The organism is Hydrocarboniphaga effusa AP103, from assembly GCF_000271305.1.
Classification (GTDB): Bacteria; Pseudomonadota; Gammaproteobacteria; order Nevskiales; family Nevskiaceae; genus Hydrocarboniphaga; species Hydrocarboniphaga effusa.
The window spans coordinates 2,264,847-2,280,998 of the sequence record NZ_AKGD01000001.1; the positions used below are offsets into that span (position 1 = coordinate 2,264,847).

The 16,152-nt window shown below is 59.8% G+C and carries 10 protein-coding genes; 5 read left to right on the top strand and 5 right to left on the bottom strand.

Annotated features, from left to right (window positions below; translation table 11 throughout):
- The first annotated feature begins 126 nt into the window (after positions 1-126).
- The 4 genes from rplJ (at position 127) to rpoC (ending at position 9,934) form a co-directional block, all read left to right on the top strand.
- The gene (rplJ, locus tag WQQ_RS09970) at positions 127-657 is read left to right on the top strand and encodes a 50S ribosomal protein L10 (protein ID WP_007185030.1); all 531 of its coding nucleotides are present in this window, start codon (positions 127-129) and stop codon (positions 655-657) included.
- A gap of 61 nt (positions 658-718) precedes the next feature.
- Positions 719-1,096, top strand: coding sequence for a 50S ribosomal protein L7/L12 (rplL, locus tag WQQ_RS09975; RefSeq protein ID WP_007185031.1), 378 nt, complete (start codon positions 719-721; stop codon positions 1,094-1,096).
- 309 nt (positions 1,097-1,405) lie between these two features.
- Positions 1,406-5,554: a DNA-directed RNA polymerase subunit beta gene (gene rpoB, locus WQQ_RS09980; RefSeq protein ID WP_007185032.1), complete on the top strand. Its 4,149-nt coding sequence runs from the start codon at positions 1,406-1,408 to the stop codon at positions 5,552-5,554.
- Between the two features lie 111 nt (positions 5,555-5,665).
- Positions 5,666-9,934 carry a DNA-directed RNA polymerase subunit beta' gene (gene rpoC / locus WQQ_RS09985; RefSeq protein ID WP_007185033.1) on the top strand — a complete coding sequence of 1,423 codons (4,269 nt, stop codon included), beginning with the start codon at positions 5,666-5,668 and terminating at the stop codon, positions 9,932-9,934.
- Positions 9,935-10,039: 105 nt separating this feature from the next.
- On the opposite strand, the gene WQQ_RS09990 is transcribed toward rpoC, so the two are convergent.
- Entirely contained in the window at positions 10,040-10,984 is a 945-nt protein-coding gene (locus WQQ_RS09990; protein WP_040453871.1) for a glycosyltransferase family 2 protein, read from the bottom strand.
- Between the two features lie 166 nt (positions 10,985-11,150).
- Between WQQ_RS09990 and WQQ_RS09995 the strand changes: the two genes are divergently transcribed.
- Positions 11,151-12,107 carry a glycosyltransferase family protein gene (locus tag WQQ_RS09995; protein ID WP_040453326.1) on the top strand — a complete coding sequence of 319 codons (957 nt, stop codon included), beginning with the start codon at positions 11,151-11,153 and terminating at the stop codon, positions 12,105-12,107.
- Here the strand turns inward: WQQ_RS09995 and WQQ_RS24300 are convergent.
- Genes WQQ_RS24300 through WQQ_RS23705 form a run of 4 tightly spaced genes read right to left on the bottom strand, consistent with a single transcriptional unit; the run spans position 12,094 to position 16,105 of the window.
- Positions 12,094-13,299 carry a glycosyltransferase gene (locus WQQ_RS24300; RefSeq protein WP_157534571.1) on the bottom strand — a complete coding sequence of 402 codons (1,206 nt, stop codon included), beginning with the start codon at positions 13,297-13,299 and terminating at the stop codon, positions 12,094-12,096. The two genes, WQQ_RS09995 and WQQ_RS24300, sit on opposite strands and share 14 nt — an antisense overlap.
- Positions 13,265-14,248 carry a class I SAM-dependent methyltransferase gene (locus tag WQQ_RS23700; RefSeq protein ID WP_157534572.1) on the bottom strand — a complete coding sequence of 328 codons (984 nt, stop codon included), beginning with the start codon at positions 14,246-14,248 and terminating at the stop codon, positions 13,265-13,267. Before WQQ_RS23700 ends, WQQ_RS24300 begins: the two co-directional genes overlap by 35 nt.
- Positions 14,249-14,265: 17 nt before the next feature.
- A complete protein-coding gene (locus WQQ_RS10005) occupies positions 14,266-15,549 on the bottom strand; it encodes a lipid II flippase MurJ (protein ID WP_040453328.1) in 1,284 nt (427 codons plus the stop codon).
- Position 15,550: 1 nt separating this feature from the next.
- On the bottom strand, positions 15,551-16,105 hold the full coding sequence (locus WQQ_RS23705; protein ID WP_416187296.1) for a CatB-related O-acetyltransferase: 555 nt from the start codon (positions 16,103-16,105) through the stop codon (positions 15,551-15,553).
- Between the last annotated feature and the right edge of the window lie 47 nt (positions 16,106-16,152).

The window sequence follows — 16,152 nt, forward strand, 5'->3', positions numbered from 1 at the left end:
CAAGAGCGCTCACGTAGACGGTGCACCGAAGCGAAAGCCGACGGCGCCGGAGCTGTACAGGTTGGGCAAAGTCCTTTTTGGGCTGCGCCCGTGTCGTCTCAACGTAGCACCAGGAGCAATGTACCGATGGCTCTCAGGCTGGAAGACAAGAAAGCCCTGGTTGCGGAAGTGAATGAAGTGGCGAGCCGCGCGCTCTCGGCTGTTGCAGCCGAGTACCGTGGTCTGACCGCCGTGAAGTTCGATGCCCTGCGCAGCAAGGCCCGTGAAAACGGCGTCTATCTGCATGTGGTGAAGAACACGCTGGCGTCGCGCGCCGTGAAGGGCACCGAATTCGAGTGCCTGGAACCCGCGCTGGTCGGTCCGCTCGTTCTCGGCTTCTCTCTCGAGGATCCGGGTTCGGTCGGCCGAGTCATCAAGGATTTCGCCAAGGACAACGACAAGCTCGTGGTCAAGGCCATCGCGGTCGGCGGCGCCCTGTACGGCGCCAAGGACATCGATCGCCTCGCCAACCTGCCGACCAAGGAGCAGGCCCTCGGCCAGCTCGCCGGTCTGCTGCTGGCACCGATCACGCAGTTCGTTCGTACCCTGTCGGAGCCTACTGCCAAGTTCGTGCGCACGGTTCAGGCCGTCGCCGACAAGCAGCAAGAAGCCGCCTGAGTTCGCTGAAGCAAACAACGCTTTCGCTTAAATCACACTTTTACGATTCACGGAGTTAAACATGTCGCTTAGCAATCAGGAAATCCTGGACGCGATCGCCGCCAAGTCCGTCATGGACATCGTCGAGCTGGTCAAGGCCATGGAAGAGAAGTTCGGCGTTTCCGCCGCCGCCCCGGTCGCCGTCGCCGCTGGCCCGGCTGCTGCCGCTGCAGCCCCGGTCGAAGAGAAGACCGAGTTCACCGTCGTTCTCGCTGCTTTCGGCGAGAAGAAGGTTGAAGTCATCAAGGTGGTTCGCGAGATCACCGGCCTGGGTCTCAAGGAAGCCAAGGACCTCGTCGAAGGCGCCCCGCAGACCGTCAAGGACGGTGTGCCGAAGGCCGACGCCGAAGCCATCAAGAAGAAGCTCGAAGCTGCCGGCGCCAAGGTCGACATCAAGTAGTGCGAGTTTCTCGCTGCGCCGCGTAGCAGCGCCGAGAAAATCGCGCCCTCTCAGAGCCCAGCACGGTTTCTTAACGCAGCTTCCAAATACGGCGAGGAATTCAAGGAACTTAGTTCGAATTGACGCATCAGTTTCACAAGTAGGTCGGCAAAAGGCTGGGAGCCAAAAGCTCCCGGCCTTTCGCCGCTTTTGAGAATTCAACGCAATGGACTGCGGCGTAGTACCCGCGTTGTCAGTCCATCGCATTGAATTTTCAGCACTGTTTTTTCCACGGCCCGCATGCCCGGCGGGCCTTGAGACGAGGTAACGATGGCTTACACGTTTACTGCCAAAAAGCGCATCCGCAAGGATTTTTCCAAGCTCACCGACACGCTTGAGATTCCGTTTTTGCTGGCGACGCAGATCGATTCATACCGCGAGTTCCTGCAGGCGGACACGCCACACGGCAAGCGCAAGGAAGTGGGCCTGCACGCCGCGTTCAAATCGGTGTTCCCGATGTCGAGCTACAACGGTGGCGCGACGCTGGAGTACGTGAAGTACCGTCTCGACGAGCCGGTGTTCGAAGAAGTCGAATGCCGCGTGCGCGGCCTCACCTTCGCCTCGCCGCTCAAGGTGACCGTGCGGCTGGTGATCTTCGATCGCGAGTCGAAGGAAAAGCGCATCAAGGACGTGCGTGAGCAGGAGGTCTATCTCGGCGAAGTGCCGCTGATGACCGACAACGGCACCTTCATCATCAATGGCACCGAGCGCGTCGTCGTCTCCCAGTTGCACCGCAGCCCGGGCGTGTTCTTCGATCACGACAAGGGCAAGACGCACAGTTCGGGCAAGCTGCTCTACAGCGCTCGCATCATTCCGTATCGCGGCTCATGGCTGGACTTCGAGTTCGACCCGAAGGACAACCTGTTCGTGCGTATCGACCGTCGCCGCAAGCTGCCGGCGACCATCCTCATGCGCGCGCTCGGGTACGACAATCAGCAGATGCTCGAGATCTTTCACGAGCTCAACAGCTTCCAGCTGCAGGATTCGGGCGCGCTGTGGGAACTCGTGCCGGAGCGCCTCAAGGGCGAGAAGGCGCAGTTCGACATCACCGACGGCAAGAAGGTGCTCGTCGAGGCCGGCAAGCCGATCACGGCACGCCACATCAAGATGATCCGCGAAGCCAAGATCGCGCATCTCGAAGTGCCGGACAGCTATCTCGCGGGCCGCATCCTGGCGCGCGACATCATCGACACCAAGACCGGCGAGCTGATCGCTCCGGCCAACACCGAAGTGACCGAGGCGCTGCTGCCGAAGCTGCGCGCCGCCGGCATCAAGACGCTGCCGACGCTGTACGTCAACGATCTCGACAAGGGGCCGTACGTCAGCACCACGCTCAACATCGATCCGACGCGCAGCAAGCTCGAAGCGCTGGTCGAAATCTATCGCATGATGCGTCCCGGCGAGCCGCCGACCAAGGAAGCTGCCGAGGCGCTGTTCGAAGGCCTGTTCTTCGCGCCCGAGAAGTACGACCTGTCGTCGGTCGGCCGCATGAAGTTCAACCGCCGTCTGCGCCGCGACGCCACCACCGGCTCCGGCATCCTCTACGACGGCAAGTACTTCGAGATCCTCAAGAGCGAAGCTGCCAAGGAACTCGTCGCCAAGTACGGGCCGGACTTCTCCGACATCGTCGATGTGATGAAGCAGATCATCGCAATCCGCAACGGCGAAGACGTGACCGACGATATCGATCACCTCGGCAACCGTCGTATTCGCGCGGTCGGTGAAATGACCGAGAACGTGTTCCGTACCGGCCTGGTGCGCGTCGAGCGCGCCGTGCGCGAGCGCCTGGCGTTGGCCGAAGCCGAGAACCTCACGCCTCAGGATCTGATCAACGCCAAGCCGGTCGGCGCCGCGATCAAGGAATTCTTCGGATCGTCCCAGCTGTCGCAGTTCATGGACCAGAACAATCCGCTGTCCGAGATCACGCACAAGCGTCGTGTTTCGGCCCTCGGACCGGGCGGCCTGACGCGCGAGCGCGCCGGCTTCGAAGTCCGCGACGTGCACCCGACGCACTACGGCCGCGTCTGCCCGATCGAAACGCCGGAAGGCCCGAACATCGGTCTGATCAACTCGCTGGCCTGCTACGCGCGCACCAATGACTACGGCTTCCTCGAGACGCCATATCGCCGCGTCATCGACAACAAGGTCAGCGATGAGATCGACTACCTGTCGGCGATCGAAGAAGGCCGTTACGTGATCGCGCAGGCGAACTCGGATCTCGACGCCAAGGGCGGCTTCAAGGCCGAGCTGATCAGCTGCCGCTTCCAGAACGAATTCACGCTGATGACGCCCGACAAGGTCCAGTACATGGACGTGTCGCCGCGCCAGATCGTGTCGGTGGCCGCCGCGCTGATTCCGTTCCTCGAGCACGACGACGCCAACCGCGCGCTGATGGGCTCGAACATGCAGCGCCAGGCCGTGCCGACGCTGCGTAGCGAGAAGCCGCTGGTCGGCACCGGCGTCGAGCGCCGTGTGGCGATCGACTCGGGCAACGCCATCGTCGCCAAGCGCGGCGGCGTGGTCGACAAGTGCGATGCGGCGCGCGTGGTCATTCGCGTCAACGACGACGAGACCGTCGCCGGTGAAGCGGGCGTCGACATCTACAACTTCGTCAAGTACACGCGCAGCAACCAGAACACCTGCATCAATCAGCGTCCGCTGGTGAAGCCGGGTGACGTGGTCGCGCGTGGCGACGTGCTGGCCGACGGTCCGTCGACCGATCTCGGCGAGCTCGCGCTGGGCCAGAACATGCTCATCGCGTTCATGCCCTGGAACGGCTACAACTTCGAAGACTCCATCCTGATCTCGGAGCGCGTCGTCGAGGAAGATCGTTTCACCACGATCCACATCGAAGAGCTCACCTGCGTCGCTCGCGAAACCAAGCTCGGGCCGGAGGAAATCACCTCCGACATCCCGAACGTCAACGAGCAGGCCCTGCGCAAGCTCGACGAGAGCGGCATCGTTTACATCGGCGCCGAAGTGAAGGCCGGTGACATCCTGGTCGGCAAGGTCACGCCCAAGGGCGAGACCCAGCTGACGCCGGAAGAAAAGCTGCTGCGCGCGATCTTCGGCGAGAAGGCCAGCGACGTGAAGGACACCGGCCTGCGCGTTCCGGCCGGTATGGACGGCACCGTCATCGACGTGCGCGTGTTCACGCGTGAAGGCGTGAAGAAGGACAAGCGCGCGCTGTCGATCGAAGAAAGCGAGCTGATGGCGGTCCGCAAGGACTTGCACGACCAGCAGCGCATCTTCGAAGACGACATCTACGATCGTCTGAACCGCATTCTGACCGGCAAGGTCGCCGACGGCGGCCCGAACAAGCTCAAGAAGGGTTCGAAGATCGATGCCGAATACCTGAGCAGCGTCGAGCGCGACAAGTGGTTCGAAATCCGCCTGCAGGACGAGGACGCGCAGAGCCAGCTCGAAGCCGCCGCCAAGCAGCTCAAGGATCAGCGCGCCTACTTCGACGCTCGCTACGAGAACAAGAAGCGCAAGATCCAGGCGGGTGACGAGCTGTCTCCCGGCGTGCTCAAGATGGTCAAGGTGTATCTGGCCGTGAAGCGTCGCATCCAGCCGGGCGACAAGATGGCCGGCCGCCACGGTAACAAGGGTGTTATTTCCCAGATCGTGCCGGTGGAAGACATGCCGCACATGGCCGACGGTACGCCGGTCGACATCGTGCTGAACCCGCTGGGCGTGCCTTCGCGTATGAACATCGGTCAGCTGCTCGAAGTGCACTTGGGCTGGGCTGCCAAGGGCATCGGCAAGAAGATCAATCAGATGATCGAGCAGCAGAAGGCCGTGGGCGAGATGCGCAAGTTCCTCGACAAGGTCTACAACGCCGGTCGCACGACCAAGAAGGAAGACCTGTCGCAGTTCAGCGACGCCGAAATCGTCACGCTGGCGAAGAACCTGATCCACGGTCTGCCGGTGGCGACGCCGGTGTTCGACGGCGCGGCCGAAGAAGAGATCAAGGAGCTGCTCGAGCTCGCGGGCCTGCCGCGCACCGGCCAGGCCCAGCTGTACGACGGCCGCACGGGCGACGCGTTCTCGCGCGAGATCACCGTGGGCTACATGTACATGCTCAAGCTCAACCACCTCGTCGACGACAAGATGCACGCGCGTTCCACCGGTCCGTACTCGCTCGTCACGCAGCAGCCGCTGGGTGGCAAGGCGCAGTTCGGCGGCCAGCGCTTCGGTGAGATGGAAGTCTGGGCGCTCGAAGCCTACGGTGCGGCGTACACGCTGCAGGAAATGCTGACCGTGAAGTCCGACGACACCAACGGCCGTACGCGCATGTACAAGGCGATCGTCGATGGCGATCACCGCATGCACGCGGGCATGCCGGAATCCTTCAACGTGCTCGTGAAGGAAATCCGCTCGATCGGCCTGAACATCGAGCTCGAGCAGAACCAATGAATGTAGGGCGGGTTGGGCGTGCAGCGCCGTAACCCCCCAGCCGCTCCGCCGCGACGGCGGGTTACGCATTCGCTAGCCCGCCCTACATGAATCAAGTTTTTGGAGTTAAAGATGAAAGAGCTTTTTAATCTGCTGAAGGCGCCGTCCGAGGAATTCGAGGATTTCGACGCCATCAAGATCGGCCTCTCCTCGCCGGAAGTGATCCGTTCCTGGTCGTACGGCGAAGTGAAGAAGCCGGAGACCATCAACTACCGCACGTTCAAGCCCGAGCGTGACGGCCTGTTCTGCGCCAAGATCTTCGGACCGATCAAGGATTACGAGTGCTTGTGCGGCAAGTACAAGCGCCTCAAGCACCGCGGCGTGGTCTGCGAAAAGTGCGGCGTCGAAGTCACCGTCGCCAAGGTTCGCCGCGAGCGCATGGGCCACATCGACCTGGCTTCGCCGGTCGCCCATATCTGGTTCCTGAAGTCGCTGCCGAGCCGCATCGGCCTGCTGCTCGACATGCCGCTGCGCGCGATCGAGCGCGTGCTGTATTTCGAAGCGCACATCGTCGTCGACCCGGGCCTCACCCCGCTCGAAAAGGGCGTGCTGCTGACCGAAGAGGAATACCTCGATTCGATCGAGAAGTACGGCGATGAATTCGATGCCCGCATGGGCGCCGAGGCCGTGCACGATCTGCTCAAGGCGATCGACCTGCAGAAGGAAGCGGTGCGCCTGCGCGAAGAACTCGCCGGCACCAGCTCCGAAACCAAGATCAAGAAGCTCGGCAAGCGCCTCAAGCTGATCGAATACTTCATCGCCTCGAACAACCGTCCCGAGTGGATGGTGCTGACGGTGCTGCCGGTGCTGCCGCCGGACCTGCGTCCGCTGGTCCCGCTCGACGGTGGCCGCTTCGCCACGAGCGATCTCAACGATCTGTACCGCCGCGTCATCAACCGCAACAACCGTCTGAAGCGTCTGCTCGAGCTGACCGCGCCGGACATCATCGTGCGCAACGAAAAGCGCATGCTGCAGGAATCGGTCGATGCGCTGATCGACAACGGCCGTCGCGGCCGTGCGATCACCGGCACCAACAAGCGCCCGCTCAAGTCGCTCGCCGACATGATCAAGGGCAAGCAGGGTCGCTTCCGTCAGAACCTGCTCGGCAAGCGCGTCGACTACTCCGGCCGTTCGGTCATCGTGGTCGGCCCGACGCTGAAGCTGCACCAGTGCGGCCTGCCCAAGAAGATGGCGCTGGAGCTGTTCAAGCCGTTCGTGTTCAGCCTGCTGCAGCGCAAGGGCTTGGCGACCACGATCAAGGCCGCCAAGAAGATGGTGGAGCGCGAAGAAGCCGCCGTTTGGGATTGCCTCGAAGAGTGCATCCGCGAACATCCGGTGCTGCTCAACCGCGCACCGACGCTGCATCGTCTGGGCATCCAGGCGTTCGAGCCGATCCTCATCGAAGGCAAGGCCATCAACCTGCATCCGCTCGTCTGCACGGCGTTCAACGCCGACTTCGACGGTGACCAGATGGCCGTGCACGTTCCGCTGTCGCTCGAAGCGCAGCTCGAAGCGCGCGTGCTGATGATGGCGAGCAACAACATCCTGTCGCCGGCATCGGGCGACCCGATCATCGTGCCGTCGCAGGACGTCGTGCTCGGTCTGTACTGGATGACGCGTGAGCGCATCGGTGCCGACGGCGAAGGCATGAAGTTCACGGACGTGGGCGAAGTGCATCGCGCCTACGAATCCAAGCAGCTGCACCTGCAGGCCAAGATCAGCGTGCGTCTGCCCGACGTCACCGAGGCCGGCGAGCGCATCTTCCACCGTGTCGAAACGACCACGGGCCGTGCGCTGCTGTCCGAGATCCTGCCGTCGACGATTCCGTTCTCCGTCATCAACAAGACGATGACGAAGAAGGAAGTGTCGCGCGTGATCAACTACGTGTATCGCAAGGCCGGCACCAAGGACACCGTGGTGTTCGCCGACCAGCTCATGTACACGGGCTTCCGCATGTCGACGCGCGCCGGCATCAGCTTCTGCCTCGACGACATCATCATCCCGGAGGAGAAGGCCAAGATCCTGGCCGCCGCCGAAGCCAAGGTGATGGAAGTCGAGCGTGAGTACGCCGAAGGTCTGACCACGCAGCAGGAACGCAAGAACCGCGTGATCGACCATTGGTCGCGTGCGAACGACGATATCTCCAAGGCGATGATGGTGCGGATCGGCAAGGAGAAAGTCCTCGACAAGGACGGCAAGGACGTGATCAAGGACGGCAAGGCCGTCGAGCAGCCCTCGTTCAACTCCGTGTTCATGATGGCCGACTCGGGCGCTCGTGGTAGCCAGGCGCAGATTCGTCAGCTCGCCGGCATGCGCGGCCTGATGGCCAAGCCGGACGGCTCGATCATCGAGAACCCCATCACGGCGAACTTCCGCGAAGGCCTCAACGTTCTGCAGTACTTCATCTCGACCCACGGTGCTCGTAAGGGCCTGGCCGATACCGCGCTCAAGACCGCGAACTCGGGTTACCTCACGCGTCGTCTCGTCGACGTGGCGCAGGACGTGGTGGTGACCGCCGAAGACTGCGGCACCGACCAGGGTCTGCTGATGATGCCGATCGTGGAAGGTGGCGACGTGCTCGAGCCGCTGCGCGATCGCGTGCTCGGTCGCGTGACCTTGCGCGATGCCTACCGCCCCGGCGGCGAAGACGTGGTGGTTCCGGCCGGCACGCTGATCGACGAAAAGTGGGCCGAAACGCTCGAGCGCAACAGCGTCGACGAAATGTGGGTGCGTTCGCCGATCACCTGCGAACTGCCATTCGGCATCTGCGCGAAGTGCTACGGCCGCGATCTGGCCCGTGGCCACCGCGTGAACATCGGCGAAGCGGTGGGCGTCATCGCCGCGCAGTCGATCGGTGAGCCCGGCACGCAGCTGACCATGCGTACCTTCCACGTCGGTGGTGCGGCCAACCGTGGCGCGTCCAACGACGGCGTCGATGCGCGTGCGGCCGGTACGGCGCGCGTGCACAACCTCAAGACCGTGCGCAACAAGGACGGCAACCTCGTCGCGGTGTCGCGTTCGGGTGAAATCGGCGTGGTCGCGGCCGACGGCCGTGAGCGCGAGCGCTACAAGATTCCGTACGGCGCCGTGATCATCGCCAACGATGGCGATGAAGTGAAGGCCGGCCAGCGCCTGGCCAAGTGGGATCCGCACACCCACCCGATCGTCACCGAGCTCGCCGGCTTCGTGAAGTTCCAGGACTTCGAAGAAGGCGTGACGGTGCAGCGCGAGTCCGACCCGATCACGGGCCTGTCGAACCTCGTGGTCACCGAAGCGCGTTCGCGTGGTTCCGCCGGTAAGGATCTGCGTCCCTTGCTGATGCTGGTCGACGCCAAGGGCAAGCAGCTGAACTTCCCGGGCACCGACATTCCGGCCAGCTACACGCTGCCGCCGAAGGCCGTCATCAGCTCGGAAGACGGTGGCGAAGTGAAGGTCGGCGACGTCGTCGCCCGTATCCCGCAGGAAACCTCGAAGACCCGCGACATCACCGGCGGTCTGCCGCGCGTCGCCGACTTGTTCGAAGCGCGCAAGCCCAAGGAACCGGCGGTTCTCGCCGAGGCGTCCGGCACCATCAAGTTCGGTGCCGGAACCAAGGGCAAGCAGCGCATCAAGATCGTCCAGGCCAATGGCGACGAAGTCGAGTTGCTGGTGCCGAAGTGGGTCGAAATCCGCGTGTTCGAAGGTGAACACGTGGAGAAGGGCGAAATCATGTCCGATGGCGAGCCGAGCCCGCACGACATCCTGCGCCTGCAGGGTGTGACCGCGCTGGCGAACTACCTCGTCAAGGAAATCCAGGACGTGTATCGCCTGCAGGGCGTGCGCATCAACGACAAGCACATCGAAGTCATCATTCGCCAGATGCTGCGCAAGGTGGAGATCGCCGAAACCGGTGACAGCCGCTTCCTGCAAGGCGAACAGGCGGAAATCTTCCACGTGCTCGCCGAGAACAAGCGCCTCAAGGGCAACAACGAGCGCGGCGCGCAGTTCTACCGTCAGTTGCTGGGTATCACCAAGGCCTCGCTGTCGACCGAAAGCTTCATCTCGGCCGCATCGTTCCAGGAAACTACCCGCGTGCTCACCGAAGCCTCGGTGCGCGGCTCACGCGACGAACTCCGCGGTCTCAAGGAGAACGTCATCGTCGGCCGCCTGATACCGGCCGGTACCGGCCTGGCGCACCACGAGCAGCGTCGCCGCAACCGCGGTGGATCGTTCCTCGAGGATCTGCAGAAGGTCAGCGCCTCGTCGACGCCGATCAGCGATGTGTTCGAGGCGGTGGGGTCGGAGCGTCGGGTGATTTCGGGTGGGGAGGATGATGGTGATGAAGGCGGTAGCGAGGAGTAAATCGTCCTGCTTTGATGATGCATAAAAAAGAAGGCCCCGTTTGGGGCCTTCTTTTTTGACAGGTAAACGCTTCGGATTGACGGGAATCAGAGGACAGCAGCCCCGTTATTTCGAACGTGCCTGCCAGTAAGCGGGAAACATGCTCAAGTGCGCCTTTATTTTGGGTGCAAACAAATGCTCGACCAGTCCTAATCGGTAGGCCCCGTACTTTGCAAAGGTCTTGGCGACCGCTTCTGCAATAGACCAGGGTTCGTGACGTAACAGGTAGCGCATTTCTGATCCGATGAAACGCAATCCTTCGCCCTCGGCTCTCCCGAAGGATTCAAGTAACCATGAATTGCGGGCATGGAAAACGCCGATGTCGAAATAGCGGCGGAACTCTTCAGCTATGGAATAGCCATGTGAGTGTGTCACGCAAGCGTCTCCAGCATAAGCGACGGACCAGCCCTTCAGCAGCATCTTTCCTGCTGTGATCTGGTCTTCTGCGAAGGGGGCATCTTGTGGAAAGCCGCCTACATCGAGCAGGGAGCTACGCCGGTAAGCAGCAAATGAGTTCGAGCAGAAAGTGGTCTTGACGCCGAGCTTCGCTCGATCTTCGAAGTTGCGGATTTCTGTTTCGCTTGCAGGGTAATTCGTCATTCGCGCGTGGCGCTCGATCGCACGAGCGGTGCGGCGAGGCAGCTGGCGCCCATACGCCATGCCAACCGTGGGGTTCGCGAACGCGGCGAGCAGCTTTGAAAACGCTTCCGGGTGTGCAGGAATTGCATCCTGCGTCAGGAAAATGATGAATTCGGACGGGGCTGTTAAATCGGTTCCTAAGCGGCGCGTCCCTCCGTGATTGAATTCGCTTTGCGGAATGACGACGACTCTGGCCCCGAACTCTCGGAAGCTGGTTGCCGTGGAATCGCGAGAGCTTGAATCGATAATCAGTATTTGGGTGGGGGCCAAGCCTTGCGTAGCCAGATTCCTCAGCAAATCTGGAACAAATGGTCCCGCGTTATACGTCGGGATGACAAGGCTGACGTGGTCAAATGCTCTCGACTTGCTCATCGTCCCTCCCGTTTCGAGTCCGCAGTTGTGTGGGGTGGCTGGGAGCATATTTGCATCACGAATGAATTGACGCCAGTCAGATTGCATCTTGGGCTCATGCGGCTAAGATGCCGCTAACAGGTTCGATCATTTCAAATCGCATAAGTAAAACATGCCGCCTCAAAGAATGCAGATTCCACTTCGTGTGTACGTTGGATGCGAGCCCGAACAAGATCTGGCTTTTCGCGTTCTTAAGCATTCTATTCAGCGGTGGGCGCCCGATGTTGAGGTCTACGCGATTCATGAAGAAATCAGCAGGCAGGGCATCAAGGTCAATTGGGAAATGCCTCGTGGCATGCGCCGACGTACTCCGTTTAGTTTTCAGCGGTTCGCAGTGCCTGAGCTGGCGGGCCATGTAGGCAAAGCAATTTACCTCGATTCCGACATGCTGGTGTTTGCAGACATCAAGCGCATGCTGGACCATGTTGATTCGGAAGCTTACATGTCTGCCGCTACTGTTCGTCCTGGCAGCCACCGCAGGCCGCAAATCAGTGTGCTGGCCTACGACTGCGATCGATGCTGCTTTAGCCTGAATGACGTCATGAGCCAATTGATGAAAGGCTCATTGACTTACGACGAGCTGTTCTATGAAGTTCCGATCGTCGAGCGTTTTTCAAGGACCATTCCTTGGGTGTGGAATGATCTTGAGCACTACGAGCATGGGGTTTCGAATCTCGTCCATTTTACTGACATGGATTTTCAGCCCTGGCTGATGATCGAGAATCCATTGACTGACCTGTGGGTGGATGCGCTGCGTATTGCCCTAAGTGCTGGAGCCGTGACGCACGAAGATCTGGTTCGTGAAGAACGCGCAGGCAACGTGCGTCCCTCATTGCTGGTGCAAATTGAGAGAGGGCTGCGAGTTGACCAGCTTCCTGCGTCAGCAAAACGGAAAGACTTGATGTTCACCCCTCCTCACAGGATTGGATTCACGATGCGTCCCGCGGTAAAGCGACCGGTGTCGAGGTTGCTGGGGCTAGGGAAGCCGGCGCCCTCGCTGCTGAATCGAGCGCTTCGGGTTGCGCATGGCGCAGGCTATCAGGTAATGAAGCGTGTCAAAGGCGACGCACTCAACAAGCATTGAGTTCATTTTCCTGTATGCCTAGCCGAATTGACCAATGCTGGGCTAAATGACGAGGATGATAGGCGCGTTCGTGTTTCGCTACGAATGCACCTAGATGCGCAGCACATAAAGCGGGATCGAGTAGATATCGTATGAGCCCGCCTTCGAAATCGTCTAGCACGACACAGTCGGCAAAAGGCAGATAAGACGCAATGGAGCTGGCAACCACCGGCACGCGATGAGCCAGTGCAAATAATAGCCGGTTCGCAGACTTGGCTTGGCTGAACGTATCCGGCATTGCCGGAATGAGACAGGCCCGCGACTTGGTGAGTGCGTCAAAAATTGAAAGAGGCCCCCACTGTTCGAAGCTTGAAGGAATGCCTCGATGCGAGATCAGCGCCTCGTAACGCTCCCGGTTGTCGCTCACGATGCACAATCGAAATGGGACGCGCGCATATACCCGAACAAGCTCTGGCATCCGTGCAGACAAAGCGACCAGTCCCTGGCTGTTATGTGCATTTCCACTGCTTCCAAACCATAGAACTTGAGGTAGCTCGCTGGTGGCATCGGCGATCTTTTGCTGCTGCTGCTGCTGCTGCTGAGCCGGCGAGAAGTACTGCCTCAGCTTATGCGGCAGGCTGCGGATGACTGCCGACTTGGTCAATTGATTGCCCACGCTTTTATTGGGCCATTGCCTGGTGTCGATCGCGGCGGAAACCAGCTCTCGCGTCTCGAACGGGTCTACTTGAATCTCAAGTTTTGCAGCGATTGGAGCAGGTAGTGCCCTCGACAGCTGAGCATTGAGCCCCTCTCCGTTCGTGACGATTTTATCCGCGAGCGCAGCCAGTGCAAGAAAGTTCCGGCGTATCTCTTTACCATCACGGCCGCCGTAACCATTGGCAAAAATGTTGTCGCAGATATCTACGTAGATCGGAACGCCCTTTCTAGCGGCATCACGGGCCAAAGTAACGTCGCTTCGTCGAAACGATTTGACGAATATCAAAGCCCGTACATCTCGCAGGGTTCGCCATTTCCGGTCTCCGTCGAGAATGACGGAGCGTGCCCGTAGCACAGGGTGCGCAAGAATCGGGATCAGACAGCGATAGCGCACGCTGGCCAAGCTGGGCGTTGGTCGATTCAGCTTCCATACCACCCAGCCTTCGAATGTGTCGGAAACCTTAGGCACGTTCAGCATAAATGTGCAGGCGATCACCGCGACCTGCCATGGCAGCGGCCATTCCTAGCGGAAGTCCCAACATCAACGCGAGCCCATTGCGATGCAAGTTGCGGGCGACATTCTTATCTCGCAGCAATGAATGCCGCCATCCAGCCAATCCGAAACTGCGGGCGATGTCTTTGCCAGTCGGTTCGGTGCAGACATCGGTGACTTTGAACCCGACCTCTTCGAGAAAGCTACATATCTGCTTAGCGCTGACCAGCACCAAATGCCGCGGAGCTTCGAGGCCCCACCAGCTGCGCCCGAATAGCGTGGCTGACAGTCCCTGAGGATTGGGAACGCTCAACTGCAGACGACACCCTGGATTAGCTGTTGCGGCGATCTGCTTAAGCAGTGAGCGTGGGTCATGCACGTGTTCCAGAGAGTGATTGAGTCGGATCTTTGAGGCTCCACCAAGAGCTAAAACATCGGAGGCCCAGTCCGATGTTGCGGAGAGGCCTCGGTGCCCTTGCTTGTTGAGCTCATCGAGCAAGGCATCGACAAAATCGACGCCGACAGTTTGGGCGCCGCGAGCGCGCGCCTGATTCAAGGCCTCACCGGCACCGCAGCCGTAATCCAAGAACAAATCGTCTGGGGACATGCGATTGAAGAAGTTTTGGCGAAGCTTGAAAAATGGATAACGGCAGCAGATTTTCGCGTGGAATTTTTCAGCGAGCCGATCAAGCCTGCCCTGGCTTTCAGTATCCAGGGAGAATACGTGCTGGTCGTACTGCTCGGGATAGAAGCGCCCCATCTTCTCGGGGGCGGGGGGGTGATTCATGAATATGGTGGAGCAACGAGAGCAGCGCAGATACTCGAATGTCTCGTCGCTTGTCTCGTGCGCGATGTCACTAGTGAGAGCAAACACCTTTGCTTGCTCGCAGGCACAGGCCGGGCAAGCGTTTCGAGGTAACTGAGAGGGCTTGGGATCGTTTCTGGTGTTCATAAAGTGTTGCGCATGCATCACGGATGCGTTGAAATCGACCTTCGCTTCTCACGCAAATCGCGTTCAAGGAGGATGAGACCAACGCCTAAGTTGAGTAGATAGTGAAGGGTAGTCGCGATGGCTAGGCCATAGATGCCCGCAATTTTGTATCCGGCGATTTTGAGCCCGATACTCAACGCAAAGCCTCCCATGCCCAACGCGGTCGGGATCAAACTGTTGCCCATTGCATAAAACGCTGAGACGACAACTGGGCCGGTTGCCATAGTGGCCGCCGCTCCTGTGAGTATCAATGCGAGACTGACCAGCAAGTCTGCTTGCTCGAAGGACATCCCGCCGCGGGTCTGGACTAGATCCACGATAAAGGGACGAAAGATGGCGATGCTTGCCATTCCCAGTGCCGTAATGAGCATTCCGAGAAGCACTCGGCTTCGCACTAGCTTGAGCATCGTGTCGATGTCGCGTCGAACATAAGCTCTTGTTAGTGACGGCACGATCGGAGTGACCAGCGCCTTCTCCACTATTGATGCACCCGCCCCGCAAGCCGTGCTTGCGAAGTTGAATAACGATAGTCCGCCGGGTGGGGCGGAAGACAGGAAATATCGGTCGAGGACTGGCCCGAGCTTGAAGATCGTCGCACTGAAAATCAGCGGTCGCAGTCGTATCCAGATTGTCCTGATGACGGCTAGACTTGAGGATGAATAAGCAATCCGGCCCGCGATGGGAAAAATCATTGACGCCTGCATTGCGAAGCGGCCTGTCCACAGCCAAGCCGCGGCCGTTATGCCGTAGGATTTCAGGAGCAAGACGAGGCCGGCAACATTCAGGCAGGCGGCCAGTGCGCCGATGCTTTCTACTAATACGAACTGGTCTCGGGCCCGGCTGATCGAAATGGCCACTGTGGACAGCCCTGAGAACAGAATTCCAGGTGCCAAAATGGCGAGCAGTTCGATCGTTAGCGCGTCTGCCGCAGCGTCAAAGCCCGGGAATAGCAGTGGGACCCAATACGGAGCCCCGAAGCCGACCAGCGATGCAATTACGGCGAATGTCGCACCAGCCCAAAGCGCGACTGGCCAGGTTGCGGCGCCTACTTCGGTTGGTTTCAAGGAAGCCAGCACCGGAACCAGAATATTCGCCAGCGATGTGCCTACGATCGCTACGACCGTCAACGGAACGGTTTGTGCAGCAACGAAGGCATCGACGTCGATGCCGGGGCCCAGTGCCGTGAGTACATACAGACTCGCTCCGAGTCCGGCGACTAGCTGGATTATGGAGAGTAGAGCGAGAAGAAGCGATGTACTCACGTCAGTGTGACGCTTCAATTGATCCGGGCAGGTGTCTTGCGATCAACTCATCGATTTGGCTCGAGAGCAGTGTCGGGAGTTCTTGGGTGATGTCCTCGATATTCCATTCCCACCAAGCAATTTTCTCGAGTGCGGTGATCTGTTGCTCTGTAAAGCGCGCGCGAATGACTTTGGCTGGATTGCCGCCGACGATCGTGTAAGCGGGTACATCCCGGACGACCAGGCTGCCGGCTGCAATCACTGCCCCGTTTCCAATTCGTATGCCTGATAAAATGGTGGCATCTCGGCCTATCCAGACATCGTTGCCGATATGAATGTCGCCTTTTGTTTTTGGGTGGCCGGTAAAGTGACGTGCGTTTTTTAGCACTCGCATGAATGGATAAGTGGTTATCCAGTCAGTACGGTGTTCTCCGCCGAGCACCAATTTAACGTCTTTGGCGATAGAGCAGAATGCTCCGATCGTCAGCTTCGCTCCGGAGCCCGCAAATAAAATTTGAGGGTCCCCATAGGTGTAACGCCCGATTGAGAAATTTCGATAACGCCGATCATCGGACATAAAGGGAGGGCGCTTCGGCGCGCGTAGATTACTTCTAATCGACGCCA

Excerpts from the sequence above, each read along its gene's own strand:
- rplJ (WP_007185030.1), top strand. The coding sequence starts at position 127 with ATGGCTCTCAGGCTGGAAGACAAGAAAGCCCTGGTTGCGGAAGTGAAT.
- rplL (WP_007185031.1), top strand. The coding sequence starts at position 719 with ATGTCGCTTAGCAATCAGGAAATCCTGGACGCGATCGCCGCCAAGTCC.
- rpoB (WP_007185032.1), top strand. The coding sequence starts at position 1,406 with ATGGCTTACACGTTTACTGCCAAAAAGCGCATCCGCAAGGATTTTTCC.
- rpoC (WP_007185033.1), top strand. The coding sequence starts at position 5,666 with ATGAAAGAGCTTTTTAATCTGCTGAAGGCGCCGTCCGAGGAATTCGAG.
- WQQ_RS09990 (WP_040453871.1), bottom strand. The coding sequence starts at position 10,984 with ATGAGCAAGTCGAGAGCATTTGACCACGTCAGCCTTGTCATCCCGACG.
- WQQ_RS09995 (WP_040453326.1), top strand. The coding sequence starts at position 11,151 with ATGCAGATTCCACTTCGTGTGTACGTTGGATGCGAGCCCGAACAAGAT.
- WQQ_RS23700 (WP_157534572.1), bottom strand. The coding sequence starts at position 14,248 with ATGAACACCAGAAACGATCCCAAGCCCTCTCAGTTACCTCGAAACGCT.
- WQQ_RS23705 (WP_416187296.1), bottom strand. The coding sequence starts at position 16,105 with ATGTCCGATGATCGGCGTTATCGAAATTTCTCAATCGGGCGTTACACC.